Below are 18,776 nucleotides of genomic sequence, written 5' to 3'. Positions count from 1 at the left end.
GTCAAGCGCAAAGTATAGCAGCGGCCCCGGAGCCGTCTGGCGGGCTAGAATCCCGCCGCTATCAGGAGGAAACCATGCTGCTCGACCCCAACAATCTGCGCGACCATATCCGCACCGTGCCCGACTGGCCCCAGCCCGGCGTGCAATTCCGCGACATCACCCCGCTGCTGCAGGACCCGGCGGCGCTGCGCGTGCTGGTGCAGCATTTCGTGCTGCGCTACATGCACCAGAAGATCGACGTGGTGGCCGGGCTGGACGCGCGCGGCTTCATCATCGGCTCCATCGTGGCCTATGAGCTGAACGTGGGCTTCGTGCCGATTCGCAAGAAAGGCAAGCTGCCCTACACCACCATCGCCGAGGAATACGAGCTCGAATACGGCAGCGCCACCGTCGAGATGCATGCCGACGCCTGCAAGCAGGGCGACCGCGTGCTGCTGATCGATGACCTGATCGCCACCGGCGGCACCATGATGGCCGGCAAGAAGCTGCTCGAACGCCTCGGTGCCACGGTGGTGGAAGGTGCGGCGATTGTTGACCTGCCCGAGCTGGGCGGCTCGCAGCTCTTGCGTGACTCGGGCCTGCAGCTGTTCACGCTGGTGGATTTCGCGGGGCATTGAGAGCCAGATTTGACCCCGGCGGAAAATCACAAGCGGACATTTTCGACTTGCTGGATGAAGCTTTATGACCCGCCACCTCATTCATTCGCAGATTTCTTGATTCATCACGGAGAGCATCAGCATGGTTTTCAGATCCTTATTTTCTTTCGGCTTCACCTTGATTGCGGCGGGCAGCTTTAGCGCGGTGCACGCTGCAGCAGCTACTCCGGAACGCCAGCAGGCGTCAGCGGAGCGGGTTGAGCCAGCCGGGCAAGAGGTGACTACTCCAGCTTCCTTGGAATTGAACGCCGCCACGGGTAAGTTTCAGAGTCTTCGCGTAGGGATGTCAGCGCTTGAAGTGAATGAGGCTCTGGGGCGGAAGCCGGACATTTACCACACCTACGAATCAGGAAAACGCTGGATTCCATTCTATTTTGGCAGTGATGCGGTCCGCCTTCAGGCCCTATACAAGGGCGAAGGTTGCCTGATTTTTTCGGCGGGCTTCCGCTACCAGAATCACGGAATTGACTGGGTTGATTTTTCAGGCACTCTGGCTGAAATCGCCCTTGACCCCAGCTCTGCCTGCTACAAGCCTTGAGGGGAGAACAGTGCAAACCTGCTCTACGGTGAAACGGGAAAGCCTCACTGGATGAAGCCCGCCGAACATCCCAATGCCCGCCGCATCCAGCAACTTCTGGATGCGGCAGGTGTTGCCACCACCGTGGTCGAATTCGAGCAACCGACGCGGACCTCGGCCGAGGCCGCGGAAGCGGTGGGCTGCCGCGTGGCCGAGATCGCCAAATCCATCGTTTTCCGCGGCAAGCAGAGCGATCAGGCGGTGGTGGTGATCGCCAGCGGCGAGAACCGGGTGTGCGAGAAAAAGGTGGCTGCCCTGGTGGGCGAAACCCTGGGCCGGGCGGACGCCGATTTCGTGCGTACCGCCACCGGCTATGTGATCGGGGGTGTCGCCCCGCTGGGCCACGCCCAGCCGGTACGGCTGGTGATGGATGCCGATCTTCAGCGCTTCGAGCGCCTGTGGGCGGCAGCCGGCACACCCTTCTCGGTCTTCCCGCTGAGCCCGGCCCAGCTTGCTAGCCTGACCGGTGCAGCCTGGTCCGACGTGCGCAAGGACTGAGCATGGTCCACCGAATCAGTCAGGGCGAACACCTGTTTCATGCGCAGCGTGGCGAAATGCCGCATCGCCCTCGGGTACAGGCTTAACAAAGTGGCGCGCCTGTCGTACAAAAGGTCTGTTTCTGCAACGCACACCGCCGGGCCACCCGCATGTTCTCCCTCGCCGAACTGACCGAGATCCTCGGCGCCTTGCCCGACCCAGTCTTCATCCTGACTCGCAGCGGCCGCTACGTGGCGGTACTGGGTGGCTCGGACGCCCGCTACTATCACGACGGCAGCGGCCTGGTCGGGCAACGCATCAGCGATGTGCTGGTGGCGGAGAAGGCAGATTGGTTCCTCGCTGAGATCGCCAAAGCACTGCAAGCCGGCACGCTGCATGTGGTGGAATACGGGCTGGCCGGCAGTGACGTGAAGGGACTGAGTAGCGACGGGCCGCAGCAACGCATCTGGTTCGAGGGACGCGTGCAGGCCCTGGCCTTCCGTGTCGACGGAGAAGAGGCTGTAGTGTGGGTGGCCAGCAATATCACCGAGCGCCATGAGCTGGAGCAGCGGCTGCGCGCGCAGAGCGAAACCGATGCCCTGACCGGGCTGTGGAACCGCCGCCACTTCGAGAAGCGGGCACCGCTGGAACACGAGCGGGCACAGCGCCACGCCTATCCAGTCGCCATCCTGATTTTCGATATCGATCACTTCAAATCGATCAACGACAGCTGCGGGCATGAAATCGGCGATCAGGTGCTCAAGCAGGTCGCCCAGACCGTAAAAGCCTGCATCCGCGAATCCGATCTGGTCACCCGCTGGGGTGGCGATGAATTCACCGTGCTGATGCCCTATGCCGACGCCGGACATGCAGCGACGGCAGCCGAGAAGATTCGCCAGGCAATTGCCAGCCTGGCTTTCAGTGGCGGCCTGAAGGTCAGCGTCAGCATCGGCGTTGCGGAATGGGCCACGCCTCATGAGAGCATCGGACGCGCGCTGTCGCGGGCCGATGAGGCGCTCTACGGCGCCAAGTCGGAAGGGCGTAATCGCGTCGTGCTGGCCGCCCCCCCGCGTGATGCGCAGGATCACGCGATGACGGTACGCCATGCCCGCCTGCTGTGGCGACGCCACTTCGAATCGGGCCACAGCCAGATCGATGCCCAGCACCGCAGCCTGTTCGAGTGCGTCGAGGCGGTGCAAGAGGCGGCCGCCAAACTGGAACCAGGCAATCTGGCGAGCGTATGCGCAGCCATCGATCGACTCATCGACGACCTGCACAGCCACTTCCGCTATGAGGAAGAGGTGCTGGGAGAGGCCGACTGGCCGGGGCTCATCGCCCACCGCCTGGAGCACACGCGCCTGCTCAGCAAGGCGGCCAGGCTGCGCGCCGAGCTGACGCAAGCGCAGTCCGCCGCCGCTGCGGCAGAGTTGATCGACTTCCTGATCGTCGACATGGTGGCCAACCACATGCTGCGCGCCGATCGCGCGTTCCACGCCCTCTTCAGGCCCGCCAGCGAAACCCGCCAGGACTAGCGCTGTACGGACAAGGTGACCAGAAAGGGGAAGTCCCGGTCGGCCGACTGCCTGATGCGGGTATCCGGCCCGAGATCACGTGTCAGCGCGGCCTTCAGCGCCTCGATGTCCACGGCCTCGCAGCGCAGATCGGCCATGATTTCACCTTCGTTTTCATAGACCGGGAAATCGCTGCAGCCCACCGGTTTGAGCGGGGTGGTATAGACCGTGCAGCCGCAGGCCGCATCGAAGGCCGGGCAGGGTTTGCTGTGCGCGTAGTAGAGACCGTTGGCCGGGCGGATCTCTATCGGGCCCCGACCTGTGGCGAGGCGTTTGTCGAAAGCCTTGCGTGATTCTTCGAGCTGCCAGAGGCCCTTGACCTGTGCCCATTCCAGCTCCAGCACCAGCTTGTCGAGCTTGCAACAGGGCGCTGCACACGTCGGGCAATGCGGGATGACGGCTTCGCGCTGGTAGCCTGCGGCGGCAACAGCAAGTTCCTGAGGCGGAGTGCGGCGGAGTTTCTGCTTGTTCATCGTCAGACCCAGTCCCGCACCGGCAAGAAATCGGTATACAGCCTGGCCTCGGCGCTGCCCGGCTCCGGTTGCCAGTCATAACGCCACTTCACCTCGGGCGGCAACGACATCAGGATGGATTCGGTACGCCCGCCCGACTGCAGGCCGAACAGGGTGCCGCGGTCGAAGACCAGGTTGAACTCGACGTAGCGGCCGCGCCGGTAGGCCTGAAAATCACGCTCGCGCTCGCCGTAAGGCGTGTCACGACGGCGCTCGATGATCGGCAGATAGGCCTTGAGAAAAGCGTCGCCGACCGAGCGGGTCAGCGCGAAGCTGTTGGCAAAGCCCAGCTCGTTGAAATCATCGAAGAACAGGCCGCCGACGCCGCGCGCCTCGTTGCGATGCTTGAGGTGGAAATAGCGGTCGCACCAGTCCTTGAAACGCGGATGCAGCGCCGGCCCGAAAAAAGCCACCGCCTGTTTGCAGGTGGCATGGAAGTGGCGGGCATCGTCCTCGAAACCATAGTAGGGCGTGAGATCCATGCCTCCGCCAAACCACCACGTCGGCTCGGCTGCTTCATCCTGCGGCCGGGCAATGAAGAAGCGCACGTTCATGTGCACCGTGGGGCACCAGGGATTGCGCGGATGCAGCACCAGCGATACGCCCATCGCCTCGAAGCCGCTGCCGGCGAGTTCCGGACGGTTGGCCGAGGCAGAGGGCGGCAGCTTGCTGCCGAAGACATGCGAGAAATTCACCCCGCCACGCTCGAAGAAGTTACCGCCTTCGATGACCCGGGTGATGCCTTCACCACCTTCCGGGCGCTGCCAAGCATCGGTGCGGAAGGGCTGGCCATCGAAATCTTCGAGGGTGGCGACGATGCCATCCTGCAGGCCCTGCAGGTAGTCGCGTACGGCGAGGGAATCAGGCTTCATGGTCGGGGCGTTTGTGAAATCCGCTGGAGTGGGTGTGATATCTGCCGCGCTGCCACCTCTGCGGGGGCGCATTCGTTATGCTGCGGCAATCCGCCCGGTCAGAGGCGGTTTCATCATTGTCCGGAGACCACGCCATCATGTCCATTCAGCGTTTCGCCAGAGCGCCGCTGGCCGCCAGCCTGCTGCTCGCCTCTTCCGCCGTTTTTGCCTTGCCGGCCTTCCCGGGCGCCGAGGGCTTCGGGGCCGATACCGTGGCCGGACGCGGCGGGCGGGTGATCGCCGTCACCAACCTGAATGACGCCGGCCCCGGCAGCCTGCGTGCGGCGGTGGAAACCGAAGGGCCGCGCACGGTGGTGTTCCGGGTGGCCGGCACGATTCATCTCCAGTCGCCGCTGGCGATCCGCCACCCCAACATCACGCTTGCCGGCCAGACCTCGCCCGGCGGCGGCGTGACGGTGGCCGGCTACACCACGCGCATCTATGCCAGCGATGTGGTGCTGCGCTACATGCGCTTCCGCCTCGGCAACCTGACGAAGACCGAAGACGATGCCCTGGGCGTGATGCACGGCGCACGCCGGGTGGTGATCGACCATGTCAGCGCCGGCTGGTCCACCGACGAGTCGCTTTCCACCGAAGGGGATGTGGCTGACATCACGATCCAGTGGAGCCTGATTGCCGAGAGCCTCAACAAGAGCGTGCATGCCAAGGGCGCCCACGGTTACGGCTCGCTGCTGCGCGTGAATGGCGGCGTATCGCTGCATCACAACGTGTACGCCCACCATCGCGGGCGCAACCCACGCTTTGGTGACAACTACTTCAAGAACACGGCGCCCGGCAGCATCGATTTTCGCAACAACGTGATCTACGGCTGGGGCGACTACGCCTCCGGCACCAACGATGGCTGGATCAACATCAATTACGTGAACAACTACATCAAGCCGGCGAAATACTCGGTGCTGATCGAGCCACTGGTAATGACCGACAAGGCCACGCCGGACAAGATCCAGCTCTTTGTGGCCGGCAATTTCATGCAGGGCAATGCCGCCGCTTCACGGGACAACTCCAGGCTGCTAGGTGCGGGCGCGCCGCCCGACAAGGTCAAGCCCGCGCCGGACAAATACACCGTGGCTGCGCAGGCTTTCGCCGCCCCGGCGGTGACCACCTGGCCGGCCCTGGACGCCTTCATCCGGGTGCTCAGCGACGTCGGGGCCAGCTCCCCCTGGCGTGACTCGGTCGATCTGCGCGTGATCGAGCAGGTCTCCGAAGGCAGCGGCCGCATCATCGACTCGCAGGAAGAAGTCGGCAGCTGGCCCGCTGTGCCGCAGGGCACGCCACCGCTCGACACGGATGGAGATGGCATCCCTGATGACTGGGAAATCGCCCAGCGCCTCGATCCGAAGAACCCGGCCGATGGCGCAAAGCTGGCCCGCAACGGCTACTCCAATCTGGAGAACTGGCTCAATTCGCTGGTCAGCTCACCAGTGGCCAGGCCAGCCCGCTGAGGCAAGCCAAGCGCATGAAAAAGCCGCCTTGCGAGGCGGCTTTCTTGTGTGGGCAAGCGCTGCTTACCAGCTGAAGAGCACCCACTGCGGAATCATCTGGGCGCGATCCAGATCATTCACACGCTGGAATGCACCGCCCCGCTCGCGAGATACGAGGTAATAGACGGGGCCTACACGCGGTGTCACCTTGATCATGTAGAGCTGGCCATGGAGGCGGTATTCCTCATAGCGATCACCACCACGATTGCGGATCGTGATCTCCGGCTCGGGATCATTGGCACCGGCTGGCGGCGGCGGAATTTCAGCAATCGGCTCCAGTTTCTGAGCCAGGCTCAGGGTGCTGGCCAAGGAGAGGGTAAGGGCAAGAATCAGGGGAATGGTTTTTTTCATGATGGGCTCCCGGAAGCGCCAGGGCGGCTTCCACGGTTCAATGATAGCCCGCCCCTGCGCGCAGCGCCGTCTCGGCCGCCTGCTCGAAGAGCGCGCCGGCAGGCAAGGCCTGCGCCCGTGCCTCGGCCTGCTGTAGCCAGCGCTGCGGAATAACCAGGCAACGCGTGGCATCCAGCGTGCACGCCAGATACATCCTCGGACTGCCTTCGCAGGCGCAGATCCGGAGCCGCAGGCTACCGGCCTCGCCCGGCAGGCACAGGTCCAGCCAGTGGTCTGCCGCCAGCTGGGCAATCCACTCGGGCGGCGGGCTGTCGGTTTCCGGTGCCAGACGCACCCATTGCAGACCCGGCAGCTGACTGGCGGCTTCAAGGCGGGGCGGCGTCGCTTTCAGGATGTCGTCGCCCAATGAGGGCCCGGACTCACGCCCCTGCATGGCCAGCGCATGAAGGCTGGCGAAACTCTGAAAAGCGCGCTCACGCAAGGCTTCCGGCGTACCGATGGCATCCAGGCCGGCGCGCAGTTCGGCCAGCAGACCCGGCAAGCCAGCCAGCAAGGCATCGCGGCTGGCCGTATCGCTGCGCGGCTGCACGCTCTCGACCAGCTGGTTGGCAGTGCGCAAGGCGCGCAGCCAGGCCGGCGATTTCTCGCCGCCACCATGCTGGTGGATCGCAGCCAGCACGCGTACCCACAGACGTTCAAGAAAGACCCGCACCGGCCGTGGCAGATCGCCGGCGCACAGCGCCCGCACGGCGCGTGCGGCGCGATTGCGCGAATGCTCGCGCTGGGCCTCCTGCTGCAAGGCGGGCTGAAAAGCTGCGCAGGCTTCCGCCTGGCGGGCCAGCAAAGCCGCTTCATGCTCGCCCAGCAGCGCGGCTTCGCGGGCGAACACGGCGGGATCACGCTCGAACTCGCGCTGGATGCGCAGCACCGCCGCATCGATGGCGCTACACAGCGGGTCCGCCGCCGCGGCATCGGGCGCCAGGGCATAGCCCAGGCGCAGCAAAGCCTCAAGGAAACGGCTGACCACCCCGTCGGCCTGCCCCAGCACCTCGCCCTCAATCAGCGCTGCCTTGGCTACCGGCAGGCGCAGGCGTGCGAGGCTGGCACGTACTGGTGGGCACAGACGGGCATCGGCGCATAGCACGTCAAAACTCAGATTGATGGCATCCAGCGTGGCATTGCTGGCGGCGGGCAGGAGGGCCTGCAGCTCGGCCAGGCTGCCCGGCGCAGCATCGGCGGCGGCCTGCTGGCGCTCGGTGAGCCAGATGAAGACGCGTTCCATGATGGCCGCCAGCAGGGCCGGATCGAGGGTCGGCGCACTGGCTGCGGCGCCGCTCTGGCGATTGCGCAGCAAACGCTCCTGCAACTGACCCAGCGGGCCATCCAGCGTACGCCCGATGTTGAGGCTTTCGCTGCCGGGGCCGCCGTAGCCCTTGCCATCGCCGCTGGCCAGCGGCACCCGCTCCTGCAGCGGCTGGTAGCCGCTGCCACCTGCTTCCTGGCCGGAGCGCAGCAGGGACACCGGCTCCACGCCAGCCGCCTGCAAGGTTTCGGTGAGCCCGCTGTAGAGCTCGCGGAGCAGCACACTCAGATAGGGCCGGACCAGGTCCGGCAGCTCGAGACGCAGCTCCGGCGCGATCTCGCCGGAATCACATACCCCGCGCAAAGCCACACAGACGGCATCCGGCCCCACGGGAAGCTGGTCCAGCACAGAGCTGTCCTGCCCAAGCAGGCGCATGAAGAGCAGGTGCAGGCGTGGCAACTCGCGTTCGCAGGCGTCTCCCAGGGCGTGGCTGAGATTGATCAGAGCCACCGTGAGGTCCATGTCCTCCGGGTGCACCAGGCTGATACGCGAAGCCGTGACGCTGCGCAGGCGCTGGTATTCCTCCTTGCTGTGCAGGCCAGCCAGTTCACGGAAGGCACTGGCAGCCTCCCGCCGGATCACTTCCTGCACGGCCGGCAGGCGCAAGCCACATTCGGCCAGCGCGGCCGCGAGGGTGTCGGCAAAACGCGTGCGGCACTGCTCGAGCAGGGCGTCCATGATCTCAGCCCAGTCCGCGCAGGCGTTCGATCAGCAGTCGACTGGCTTTGCCACGATGGCTCAGGGCGTTCTTCAGTGCCGCATCAAGTTCGGCGGCGGTCTGGCCCATCTCGGGCAGCAGGAAATAGGGGTCGTAACCGAAACCACCGGCACCGCGCGGCACATCGATGATCTCGCCGTGCCATTCGCCCTCAGCGATCAGTGGTTGCGGATCCTCGGCACTCCGCACCATGGCCAGCACGCAGACGTAGTGGGCGCGGCGGTCCGCCTCGCCCTTGAGCTTTTCAATCAGCAAGGCGTTGTTGCGTTCATCGGACTTCGGCGCACCGGCAAAGCGCGCCGAATACACACCGGGCGCCCCTTGCAGAGCATTCACACAGATACCGGAATCGTCTGCCAAGGCCGGCAGCCCGGTATGCGCGGCGGCATGGCGGGCCTTGAGCAGGGCGTTTTCGATGAAGGTGCAGTGTGGTTCGTCGGCCTCCGGCACGCCCAGTTCAGCCTGCGGCAGCACCGTCCAGCCCAGCGGGGCCAGCAGGGCCTGGAATTCGCGCAACTTGCCGGCGTTATTCGAAGCAAGAACGAGTTTTTTCATGGCGGGCGGCTTTCATGACGATGTCAGCATTCTAAGTCTGGAGAAACATCTCCCTGTTGCGGCTTTTCAGGATTTTTCCGGTGCATTTCCGGGCTTGACGCTCAGGTGCCGGCTCCAGGCGAAGAAAACCACCGAACACAGCCAGAAGCCGGCCATGGTCCACGCCATGGTCAGGGTGGAGTGCCACACCATCGGGGCCACCACTCCGGCCAGCACCGACATGATCATCGTATGGATGAAGCCCTGGCAGCTGGCGGCCATGCCGCGCCGCGCCGGGAAGAGATCCAGCGCGATCAGGGTCAGGCTGGGGAAGGCCAGATTCATGGCAAAGCTCTGCAGCGCCAGTTGCGGAATGCGGGTCGCGACACTGTCCGGCAACAGCAGATTAGCCGCCAGATTCCATACCGCTGCGAGGGCGGTGATCGCAAACCCAAGCTTGATCACCTGCAACTGGGTGAAGCGGTGCGAGAGGCGCACCGCCGTCATCGAACCGCCGATCATGCCGCACACCAGCGGCACGAAGAGCCAGCCGAACTCGGTGGCACCCAGCCCAAGATGACGCATCAGAAACACCGGCGCGGACATCACGTAAAGGAAGAAGCCCAGGAAGATGAAGCTCATGGCCAGGGCGATGAATACGAAGGGGCCGCTGCCCAGCACCGCGCGGTAGCCGGCCAGCATGTGGCCGGCGGCCAGGGGCTGGCGCTTCTCGGGCGGCAGGGTTTCGGGCAGCACACGCCAGGTCATCACGATCTGCACCGCCGCCAGCAAGGTCAAGAACCAGAAGATGGCACGCCAGCCCAGATGCTCGGTGAGGAAGCCGCCGAAGATCGGCGCAATCGCCGGGGCAATCGCGAACACCATGGCGATGTGGGACATCAGGCGTTGTGCCGCCGGGCCATCGAACAGATCGCGCACAATGGCGCGGCCCACGATCACCCCGGCGCCTGCCGAGAGGCCCTGCAGGGCGCGGCCGAGCAGCAGCACATGGATGTTGCCGGCACTGGCGCAGAGGATGGAGGCAATCAGGAAGACGACCAGCCCGGCCAGGATCACCCGCTTGCGGCCCAGTGAATCAGAGATCGCGCCGTGCCACAGCATCATCACCGAGAAGGGAATCATGTAGGCGGTGAGGGACTGCTGCATCGCGACCGCGTCGGTCTGCAGCGAGGCCTGCATGGCCGGGAAGGCCGGCAGATAGGTATCAATGGCGAAGGGGCCGATGGCATTCAGGAAAGCCATCAGCACGGCCAGTACGGGGTAGGAAAGCTTCATCAGGGTGTTACCGGTCCAGCAAAGTGGGCTACGTGCGGCCCAGAAGGAAAGAGGCCCGTCCTCACGGACGGGCCTTTCCAGATTAGCGGAAGCTGCGACGACTTACTTGCAGTTCGGAATCACGCGCACATTGATCACACCATCCACGGCCTGCAGTTTGGCGACCAGATCGGCCGACACGTCGCCGGACACGTCGATGATGTTGTAGGCGTAGTCGCCGCGGTTCTTGTTGAGCATGTCGTCGATGTTCAGGCCCGAAGCGCCGATGGCGGCGGTGAGGCTGCTGATCACGTTCGGCACGTTGCGGTTCGAGATGGTGATGCGGGTCTTGCCGGTGGGGGCCATTTCACAGGCCGGGAAGTTCACCGAGTTGCGGATGTTGCCGCGCTCAAGGAATTCACGGGTCTGGTCAGCAGCCATCACAGCGCAGTTGTCTTCCGATTCCGGTGTGGAGGCGCCGAGGTGCGGCACGCACAGGATCTTGTCCACGCCCAGCAGCTCATCTTCGGGCAGGTCGATCACATAGCCGGCGACGTGGCCGGAAGCGATAGCGGCCTTGATGGCGGCGTTGTCGACCAGACCATTGCGGCTGAAGTTGAGCAGGCGCGCGCCCTTCTTCATACGCGCGATGCGCTCTTCGTTGAAGAGGTTCTTGGTGTCCTTGGTGGCCGGCACATGAATGGTGATGTAGTCGCACTCGGCGATCATGGCGTCGAGGCTGGCAGCCTTCTGCACTTCGTGCGAAAGCTTCCAGGCCGCGTCGACGCTCACAAACGGATCGAAGCCGATGACACGCATGCCCAGGGCGTTGGCGGCATTCGCCACCATCACGCCGATGGCGCCGAGGCCGATCACGCCGAGAGTCTTGCCCTGGATTTCCGGACCGACGAACTGGGCCTTGCCCTTCTCGACCAGCGGCGGCACTTCGTCGCCCTTGCCCTTCAGGCTGTTGGCCCAGGTGATGCCTTCAAACAGGTTGCGGCTGGACAACAACAGGGAGGCAATGACGATTTCCTTCACACCATTGGCGTTCGCGCCCGGGGTATTGAAGACCACGATGCCGCGCTCGGAACATTTATCCAGCGGGATGTTGTTCACGCCGGCGCCGGCGCGGGCGATGGCCTTCACGGAGGCGGGGATGTCCATGCTGTGCATGTCGGCCGAGCGCAGCAGGATGCCGTCCGGATTCACGATCTCGGTGGCCGATTCGTAGTTGTCGCGCGGCAGGCGATCGAGGCCGCAGGCGGCGATCTTGTTGAGCGTCTGGATCTTGAACATCGTGTTGTTCCTCGAACGTGAAATGGAAAAACCCTGGCGGAAGGCGCGCTGCCGCACTCCGCGAAAATTCCCGGACTGCCCGCAAGAGGCAGAAAGATCCGCATTGTAGTGGTTTTGTATTACCAGCAACTTGAAGCGGCTCAAGGCAAGTGATCGCGGCAGGCCCTTGCGGGCAATCGTCACGCTGGCGTCATTGCCACGAGGCAGCATCCATAGCCATATGCTGAAAAGGGCTGCTATCCTGAATTTGCTGCTTTGCAGCATCCGCCGCTGCAACATTCCCTGAACCGATTCCGAGGAGCAAGCATGGCCACCACCTTCACCGATCCGAACTCTATCGACCCCCTACCCAAGGTGTGGGACGAAAATTCCCGCGTGGGCGACATGCTCAAGGGCAAGAAGGGCCTCGTCGTGGGGGTGGCCAACGCCGACAGCATCGCCTTCGGTTGTGCCGCCAAGCTGCGCGCTTTCGGCGCCGACATCGCGCTGACCTACCTCAACGAGAAGAGCAAGCAGTACGTGGAGCCACTGGCCAAGCAGATCGACTGCTCGCTGCTGATGCAGATGGACGTGGCCAAACCCGGTGAGATGAAAGCCGTGTTCGAGCAGATCGAAGCCGAATGGGGCAAGCTGGATTTCGTAATCCACTCGATCGCCTTCGCCCCCAAGGATGATCTGCACGGGCGCATCGTGGACTGCTCGGAAACCGGCTTCCTGCAGTCGATGCAGATTTCCTGCTACTCCTTCATCGAGATGGCCCGCTACGCCGAACCGCTGATGAAGGAGGGTGGCGCGCTGGTCACCATGACCTACTACGGTGCCGACAAGGTCGTCGGCAACTACAACATCATGGGCCCGGTGAAGGCCGCCCTGCAGGCCTCGGTGCGCTACATGGCGAACGAGCTTGGCCAGCACGGCATCCGCGTCTATGCCGTGTCGCCCGGCCCGCTGAAGACCCGTGCCGCCAGCGGCATCGCCCACTTCGACGAGCTGATCGACATGGCCGTGACGCGCTCGCCGGGCCAGCGCATGGTATCGATCGACGAGGTCGGCCGCGTGGTGTCCTTCCTCGTCGGCGGTGGCGCTTCGGGCATGACCGGCGACACCATCTTCGTGGACGCCGGCCTGCACATCGTGGCCTGATCCTGAATACGGGGTGGCTGCGGCCGCCCCGCTCTCAACACTCCCGACGGAACACGCGATGCAGACCATTTCCCTTGCCGATGCCGTGGCCCTGATCCCGGATGGAGCCAGCCTGATGATCGGCGGCTTCATGGCCGTCGGCACGCCCGAACCCATCATCAATGAACTGGTCCGTCAGGGCCGCAAGAATCTCACCGTGATCGCCAACGACAGCGCCGCGCCCGGTCGCGGCATCGGCAAGCTGATCACGGCACGCGCCGTGAGCCGCCTGATCGCCAGCCACATCGGCCTGAATCCGGAAACCCAGCAGCAGATGCTGGCCGGCGAACTCGAATGCGAACTGGTGCCGCAAGGCACCCTGATCGAGCGCATCCGTGCTGGCGGCGCGGGGCTGGGCGGCGTGCTCACGCCGACCGGCATCGGCACCAGCGTCGAGGAAGGCAAGCGCAAGATCGAAGTGAATGGCCGCGAGTACCTGCTCGAAACGCCCTTGCGTGCTGACTTCGCGCTGGTCGGCGCCTTCCTCTCGGATTACCTCGGCAACCTGCAGTACGCGCTCACCGCGCGCAACTACAACCCGATCGTCGCGATGGCGGCCGACACCGTGATCGTGAATGCCGAAAGCATCGTGCCGACTGGCGTGATCAGCCCCGATCACGTCATGACCCCCGGCGTACTGGTCGACTACCTGATTGCCCACGAGTGAGCCCCATGGACGCACAAGAACTGATCGCCCGCCGCATTGCCCAGGAGCTGCGTGAAGGCATGCTCGTGAATCTCGGCATCGGCATTCCGACTCTGGTGGCCAACTATCTGCCGGCCGGCCTGCACGTCTACTTCCAGTCCGAGAACGGCCTCATCGGCACCGGCTCGGTGCCGGACCCCGGCATGGCCCAGCCGCGCCTCACCGATGCCGGCGGCAAACCGGTCAGCGCCCTGCCCGGTGCCTGTGCCTTCGACAGCGCCATGTCCTTCGCCCTGATCCGCGGCGGCCATCTGGACATGACCGTGCTGGGCGGCCTGCAGGTGGATCAGCAGGGACGTCTGGCCAACTGGACCATCCCCGGCAAGATGGTGCCCGGCATGGGCGGCGCCATGGATCTGGTCACCGGCGCACGCCGGGTGATCGTGGCCATGCAGCACAATGCCAAGGGCAAGTCCAAGATCGTGCGGGAGTGCAGCCTGCCGCTGACTTCGGCACGCATCGTGGATCTGGTGGTCACGGATCTGGCTGTGATCGACTTTGCCAACGGCCGTGCCCGCCTGCTCGAAACCGCGCCAGGCGTCAGCGTGGCCGAGGTGGTCACGGCCACCGAAGCGGAACTTGAAATCCCGGCCGACGTGCCGGAAATGCAGCTTTGAGCTAGGCGCTCAGATCTGCTCGGCGCCGCGGATTGCCGAGATCGGCAAGCCAATCTCATCATTGGGCCCAAGGCCCATGAAGCCCGAGAGGCGGATAGAACGAATCGCACTGAGCGGAAACAGCTGGATCTCGTGCTCGAGCTGGATCACCACGAATTGGCCCTGCATGAAGTCTTCCAGGCGCATCTTGCGGGCTGCCGGGCTGCTGGGCGGAGCTGGAAATGTGAAGCTTTCCTTCTTGCCGTCGAGAAATTCGATGACGAGAAAACGGTTGGGCTCCATGGTGTGCAGCTCCTGTCAGTCGAATGAAGGCTTTTCGAGTATGGGTGGCAGCCTGCTGGTGGTCAAACTACATCAACGCGATCAGTACGTCCTTGAGCGAATCCACTACCGGTACACCGTAGCGACGGATATCCGCCTCCGGGCGCAGCAGGTCCGGCACCATCACCACCGGCATGCTGGCGGACACCGCAGCGCGCACGCCGGCGTTCGAGTCTTCCAGAGCCAGGCAATCACGTGGCTCCACACCGATCCGACGGGCGGCCAGTTCATAGATGTCCGGTGCCGGCTTGCCGCGCACCACTTCATCCCCACAGGTGAGCGCGCCGAAATAAGGCAGCAGATGGACCCTCGCAAGCTTGGCCTCGGCGCGCGTGCGCCGCGTGGAGGTCGCCACGCCACGCGGAATGTCCGCTGCCACGAGATAATCCAGCAATTCACGCACATAGGGCTTGAGCGGAATGTCCCCCGCCACAATGGCCGCCTCGTACAGTTCGCCGAAACGCTGACGATGGGCCTCAAGCGGAAAATTTTCGCCAAAGGCTTTTAAAATCAAAAGATTGGCATCTTTCGAATTAAGCCCGACCAGCGACAGGCCGACCTCAGCGGACCAGGGCGTACCCAACTCACGCGAAGCCTGCTCGAAAAATCGCAAGGCCACACGTTCGGAATCGAGCAGCAGGCCGTCCATGTCGAAGATGACAGCGCGAGGGCGGGAAAGGCTCAGCATAAGCGGTATACCCTTGAAAAATAAGTCAATACGGGTGGGACCGTTCACATTACCCCGCCTGATTTTGTAGGACAAACTCCTACAACAACCGTTCGTCGCCGTGTAGGAACGGTCATAAGAAAGCGCTTGGGAACATACCTCTGCGCATGTCCAAATTCACCCCGGCAGAAGCACGCCTTCGTGGTGTTAGCGCGCCACCCCCGAATAAAACTTTAGAAGTAGGAGCAATCCCATGCGATTCACGATCAAGACCACCGCTGCAGTTGTCGCAGCGCTGCTGGCCGGCAGCGCCTTCGCGGCCTCCACCGGTGGTTTCGCCACGGCTGACGGCAACATCGGCAGTGCCCGCAAGTTTACCGCCAAGACCTACGCCGAAATCAACACCATCATCGCCAATGCCCGCGTGAATGACGCCGGCAGCAAGGTGGCCACCGGCGCTTATCCGCTGCACATCACCTACACCGGCAATGAAGACGCGCTGATTGCCCAGATCGTCAAGGATTCCACCAAGGATTCTTCCGGCAACTGCCCGGCCCCGCACTGGAGCGATGCCTACCGCTATGTCGAGGTGAAGAACTTCACCGCCGGCATCACCATCGAAGGCGCTAACGGCTCTTCGGCCAACTTCGGTATCGTGATCAACGGCGCATCCAGCAACGTCGTAGTCAAGAACATGAAGATCGGTGCCCTGGGCGGCGCCAGCAACGATGCAGACATGTTCCGCATCGACAGCGCCTCCAACGTGCTGATCGACCACAACGAGATGTTCGCGGTGAACAACGAGTGCAATGGCTCGCCCGACGGCGACCTGACTTTCGAGTCGGCCATCGACATCAAGAAGGATTCGCACAACATCACCGTCTCGTACAACTTCATCCACGACAGCAAGAAGGTCGGCCTGGATGGCTCCTCGGCTTCCGACATCGGTAACGGCCGCGAGATCACCTACCACCACAACTACTACAAGAACGTGAACGCCCGCCTGCCGCTGCAACGCGGTGGCTGGATCCACGTTTACAACAACCTGTACGACGGCATCACCGACTCAGGCATCAACGTGCGCACCGGTGGCTATGCACTGATCGAGAAGAACTGGTTCCAGAACGCCAAGAACCCGATCACCTGCCGTTACGACACTGTCAACTGCGGCAAGTGGGATCTGCGTGGTAACAACGCCACCAGCGCAGCGGATAACGCCACCTACGGCATCACCTGGAACGACGCAGGTTCGGGCGGCATCAACGCCGATAGCTGGACCACCACCGGCGCCTTCCCGAAGACCCTCAGCTACACCTACGAGCCGGTCAGCCCGCAGTGCGTGAAGGACAAGCTGGCCCAGTACGCCGGTGTGGGCAAGAACGGTGCTCAGCTGACGGCTGCCGCCTGTAGCGGCTCCACCAGCTCGGCTGCTGCCTCTTCCGCCGCAACCTCTTCGGCCGCTGCCTCGAGCAAGGCCGCCAGCTCGGCTGCAGCCGCCAGCAGCGCCGCGTCGTCCAGCAAGGCTTCGAGCTCGGCAGCCGCCAGCTCTGCCGCTGCTTCGAGCAAGGCAGCCTCCAGCGCCGCAGCTAGCAGCAAGGCCAGCTCCTCCGCCGCTTCGTCCAGCAAAGCCAGCTCGTCGGCTGCATCGTCCGCAGCGTCTGGCGCTCCGGTCCTCTCCGGCACGGGTGACTACCCCAACAACTTCAGCAAGTGCGCTGACGAGGGCAAGACCTGCACGCCGAGTCGTGGCACCGGTTGGGTGGCTTTCGGCCGCAAGGGCAAGTGGGTGACCAAGTACGTCGGTGTGGACAAGAGCATCGCCTGCACCGTCGCTGCCTTCGGCGCCGACCCGGCTGGCAACCCGAACAAGTGCTCCTTCCGTAACTGATCGGCAGCACTCAAACAAAGCCCCCGTCCGGTTACCCGGCGGGGGCTTTTTCATGGGCCGGCACTAGGCGCTCAGAAGCTGTTCACGATCTGTAGCATGAGCCCTCTCGGTTATCAATGAGCGGCCTCGCAGTCAGATCGGGAACTGCTTCTCAGAGCAGCACGATATCGAACTGCTCCTGGGTGTAGCTGGTTTCGGCATGGAAGGAAATCGGCTTGCCAATGAAATCCTGCAGATTGGCAATCGCCTGCGCTTCTTCGTCGTGAAACAGATCGACCACGCCAGGCGCAGCCAGGATGCGGAATTCACGCGCGTTGAACTGACGCGCCTCACGCACCACTTCGCGCATCACTTCGTAGGCTACGGTACGGCCAGTCTTCACTTCACCACGCCCGCCGCAGGTGGGGCAGGTTTCGCACAGCACGTGGGCCAGCGACTCGCGGGTGCGCTTGCGCGTCATCTCCACCAGCCCCAGCGAAGTGAAGCCGCCCACCGAGACCTTGGTGTGGTCGCGGGCCAGCGCGCGGGTCAGCTCGGCCAGCACGGTGAGGCGGTGCTCCTCGTTCTCCATGTCGATGAAGTCGAGCAGGATGATGCCGCCGAGGTTGCGCAGGCGCAGCTGGCGGGCGATGGCCTGGGCGGCTTCGAGGTTGGTCTTGAAGATGGTGTCGTCGAAGGTGCGCGCGCCAACGAAGCCGCCGGTGTTCACGTCGATGGTGCACAGGGCTTCGGTCTGATCGATGATCAGGTAGCCGCCGCTCTTGAGGTCGACGCGCCGCGCCAGCGCCTTCTGGATTTCGTCTTCCACACCATGCAGATCGAAAAGCGGACGCTCGCCGGAGTAGTGCTCCAGCAGATGCGCCACACGTGGCATGTAGTCGGTAGCGAACTGGCTGAGCTTCTGGAAGTTCTCGCGCGAATCGATGATGACCTGCTCGGTGTCGCTGCCGACCAGATCGCGCAGCACGCGCTGGGCGAGGTTCAAGTCGCGGTAGAGCAGCGCAGGCGGCTTGCCTTGAGTGCGCTGAAGCTGGATCTCGGCCCACAGCTTGCGCAGGTAGGCGATATCGGCGGCAAGTTCTTCGTCGCTGGCCTGCTCGGCCTGCGTGCGCACGATGAAGCCGCCTTTTTCCTCACCGGGCAGCAATCCCTGCAGACGGGCGCGCAGGGCTTCGCGGCCGGCCTCGCTCTCGATACGCTGGGAAATGCCGATGTGCTTGTCCTGCGGCAGATAGACCAGCAGGCGGCCGGCGATCGAGAGCTGGGTCGACAGGCGCGCGCCCTTGGTGCCAATCGGATCCTTGAGCACCTGCACGATGAGGCTCTGTCCCTCGGAGAGGATGCGCTCAATCGGGCGCTGCTGCTCGCCGGCCGAGCGATCCACCCAGATATCCGCCACATGCAGGAAAGCGGTGCGATCGAGGCCGATGTCGATGAAGGCGGACTGCATGCCGGGCAGCACACGCACCACCTTGCCGAGGTAGATGTTGCCGACGAAACCGCGCGCATGTTCGCGCTCGATGTGCAGTTCCTGCACCACACCGTTGTAGAGCAGCGCGACGCGCGTCTCCTGTGGCGTGAAATTGACTAGATAAGCCTCGCTCATGGGGCCCCCGGAATCCTGTTGGTGGCGACATTCTACCGGCTGG

General features: G+C 63.8%; 19 protein-coding genes. 9 read left to right on the top strand and 10 right to left on the bottom strand.

What is annotated here, in order from left to right; translation table 11 throughout:
• Positions 1-74 precede the first annotated feature (74 nt).
• From HJ583_RS18170 to HJ583_RS18155, 4 genes are all read left to right on the top strand, one after another.
• On the top strand, positions 75-617 hold the full coding sequence (locus tag HJ583_RS18170; RefSeq protein WP_170023239.1) for an adenine phosphoribosyltransferase: 543 nt from the start codon (positions 75-77) through the stop codon (positions 615-617).
• 121 nt (positions 618-738) lie between these two features.
• A complete protein-coding gene (locus HJ583_RS18165) occupies positions 739-1,194 on the top strand; it encodes a hypothetical protein (protein ID WP_170023238.1) in 456 nt (151 codons plus the stop codon).
• Between the two features lie 51 nt (positions 1,195-1,245).
• Complete coding sequence (locus tag HJ583_RS18160) at positions 1,246-1,731, top strand: YbaK/EbsC family protein (protein ID WP_170023237.1); 486 nt, start codon at positions 1,246-1,248, stop codon at positions 1,729-1,731.
• 149 nt (positions 1,732-1,880) lie between these two features.
• Complete coding sequence (locus HJ583_RS18155; RefSeq protein ID WP_170023236.1) at positions 1,881-3,242, top strand: diguanylate cyclase; 1,362 nt, start codon at positions 1,881-1,883, stop codon at positions 3,240-3,242.
• Here the strand turns inward: HJ583_RS18155 and HJ583_RS18150 are convergent.
• Positions 3,239-3,754 (bottom strand): hypothetical protein, encoded by a 516-nt coding sequence (locus HJ583_RS18150; protein ID WP_170023235.1) that lies wholly within the window; start codon positions 3,752-3,754, stop codon positions 3,239-3,241. The genes HJ583_RS18155 and HJ583_RS18150 overlap by 4 nt on opposite strands.
• 2 nt (positions 3,755-3,756) lie before the next feature.
• Positions 3,757-4,665 carry an oxygen-dependent coproporphyrinogen oxidase gene (gene hemF / locus HJ583_RS18145; protein WP_170023234.1) on the bottom strand — a complete coding sequence of 303 codons (909 nt, stop codon included), beginning with the start codon at positions 4,663-4,665 and terminating at the stop codon, positions 3,757-3,759.
• Between the two features lie 137 nt (positions 4,666-4,802).
• Here hemF and HJ583_RS18140 point away from each other — a divergent pair, with 137 nt between their 5' ends.
• Entirely contained in the window at positions 4,803-6,167 is a 1,365-nt protein-coding gene (locus HJ583_RS18140) for a pectate lyase (protein ID WP_170023233.1), read from the top strand.
• Positions 6,168-6,230: 63 nt separating this feature from the next.
• Here the strand turns inward: HJ583_RS18140 and HJ583_RS18135 are convergent, their stop codons facing one another.
• The 5 genes from HJ583_RS18135 to HJ583_RS18115 form a co-directional block, all read right to left on the bottom strand.
• Complete coding sequence (locus HJ583_RS18135; protein WP_170023232.1) at positions 6,231-6,557, bottom strand: DUF2782 domain-containing protein; 327 nt, start codon at positions 6,555-6,557, stop codon at positions 6,231-6,233.
• Between the two features lie 37 nt (positions 6,558-6,594).
• Positions 6,595-8,598, bottom strand: a complete 2,004-nt coding sequence (locus tag HJ583_RS18130) for a DUF1631 family protein (RefSeq protein WP_170023231.1) — start codon at positions 8,596-8,598, stop codon at positions 6,595-6,597.
• Positions 8,599-8,602: 4 nt separating this feature from the next.
• Positions 8,603-9,193, bottom strand: coding sequence for an RdgB/HAM1 family non-canonical purine NTP pyrophosphatase (rdgB, locus tag HJ583_RS18125; RefSeq protein ID WP_170023230.1), 591 nt, complete (start codon positions 9,191-9,193; stop codon positions 8,603-8,605).
• Between the two features lie 66 nt (positions 9,194-9,259).
• Positions 9,260-10,468, bottom strand: a complete 1,209-nt coding sequence (locus HJ583_RS18120; protein ID WP_101940377.1) for a multidrug effflux MFS transporter — start codon at positions 10,466-10,468, stop codon at positions 9,260-9,262.
• Positions 10,469-10,570: 102 nt separating this feature from the next.
• Positions 10,571-11,746 (bottom strand): phosphoglycerate dehydrogenase, encoded by a 1,176-nt coding sequence (locus HJ583_RS18115; protein WP_170023229.1) that lies wholly within the window; start codon positions 11,744-11,746, stop codon positions 10,571-10,573.
• Between the two features lie 306 nt (positions 11,747-12,052).
• On the opposite strand from HJ583_RS18115, the gene fabI reads away from it, so the two are divergent.
• The 3 genes from fabI to HJ583_RS18100 are packed head-to-tail and all read left to right on the top strand — an operon-like array spanning position 12,053 to position 14,251.
• On the top strand, positions 12,053-12,889 hold the full coding sequence (fabI, locus tag HJ583_RS18110) for an enoyl-ACP reductase FabI (protein ID WP_170023228.1): 837 nt from the start codon (positions 12,053-12,055) through the stop codon (positions 12,887-12,889).
• A 58-nt stretch (positions 12,890-12,947) separates the two neighbouring features.
• Positions 12,948-13,595: a CoA transferase subunit A gene (locus HJ583_RS18105; protein ID WP_170023227.1), complete on the top strand. Its 648-nt coding sequence runs from the start codon at positions 12,948-12,950 to the stop codon at positions 13,593-13,595.
• A 5-nt stretch (positions 13,596-13,600) separates the two neighbouring features.
• Positions 13,601-14,251, top strand: coding sequence for a 3-oxoacid CoA-transferase subunit B (locus HJ583_RS18100; protein WP_170023226.1), 651 nt, complete (start codon positions 13,601-13,603; stop codon positions 14,249-14,251).
• Between the two features lie 9 nt (positions 14,252-14,260).
• Here the strand turns inward: HJ583_RS18100 and HJ583_RS18095 are convergent, their stop codons facing one another.
• Entirely contained in the window at positions 14,261-14,533 is a 273-nt protein-coding gene (locus HJ583_RS18095) for a hypothetical protein (RefSeq protein ID WP_101940382.1), read from the bottom strand.
• Between the two features lie 67 nt (positions 14,534-14,600).
• On the bottom strand, positions 14,601-15,260 hold the full coding sequence (locus HJ583_RS18090) for an HAD family hydrolase (RefSeq protein ID WP_170023225.1): 660 nt from the start codon (positions 15,258-15,260) through the stop codon (positions 14,601-14,603).
• A 232-nt stretch (positions 15,261-15,492) separates the two neighbouring features.
• Here HJ583_RS18090 and HJ583_RS18085 point away from each other — a divergent pair, with 232 nt between their 5' ends.
• Positions 15,493-17,127, top strand: a complete 1,635-nt coding sequence (locus tag HJ583_RS18085; protein ID WP_170023224.1) for a pectate lyase family protein — start codon at positions 15,493-15,495, stop codon at positions 17,125-17,127.
• A gap of 151 nt (positions 17,128-17,278) precedes the next feature.
• Here HJ583_RS18085 and rng read toward each other — a convergent pair whose 3' ends face one another.
• The gene (rng, locus tag HJ583_RS18080; protein WP_170023223.1) at positions 17,279-18,733 is read right to left on the bottom strand and encodes a ribonuclease G; all 1,455 of its coding nucleotides are present in this window, start codon (positions 18,731-18,733) and stop codon (positions 17,279-17,281) included.
• Between the last annotated feature and the right edge of the window lie 43 nt (positions 18,734-18,776).

The organism is Uliginosibacterium aquaticum (genome assembly GCF_012972705.2).
Classification (GTDB): Bacteria; Pseudomonadota; Gammaproteobacteria; order Burkholderiales; family Rhodocyclaceae; genus Uliginosibacterium; species Uliginosibacterium aquaticum.
Note: the sequence above shows the minus strand (reverse complement) of the source record. Positions and strands in the feature narration are given on the sequence as shown.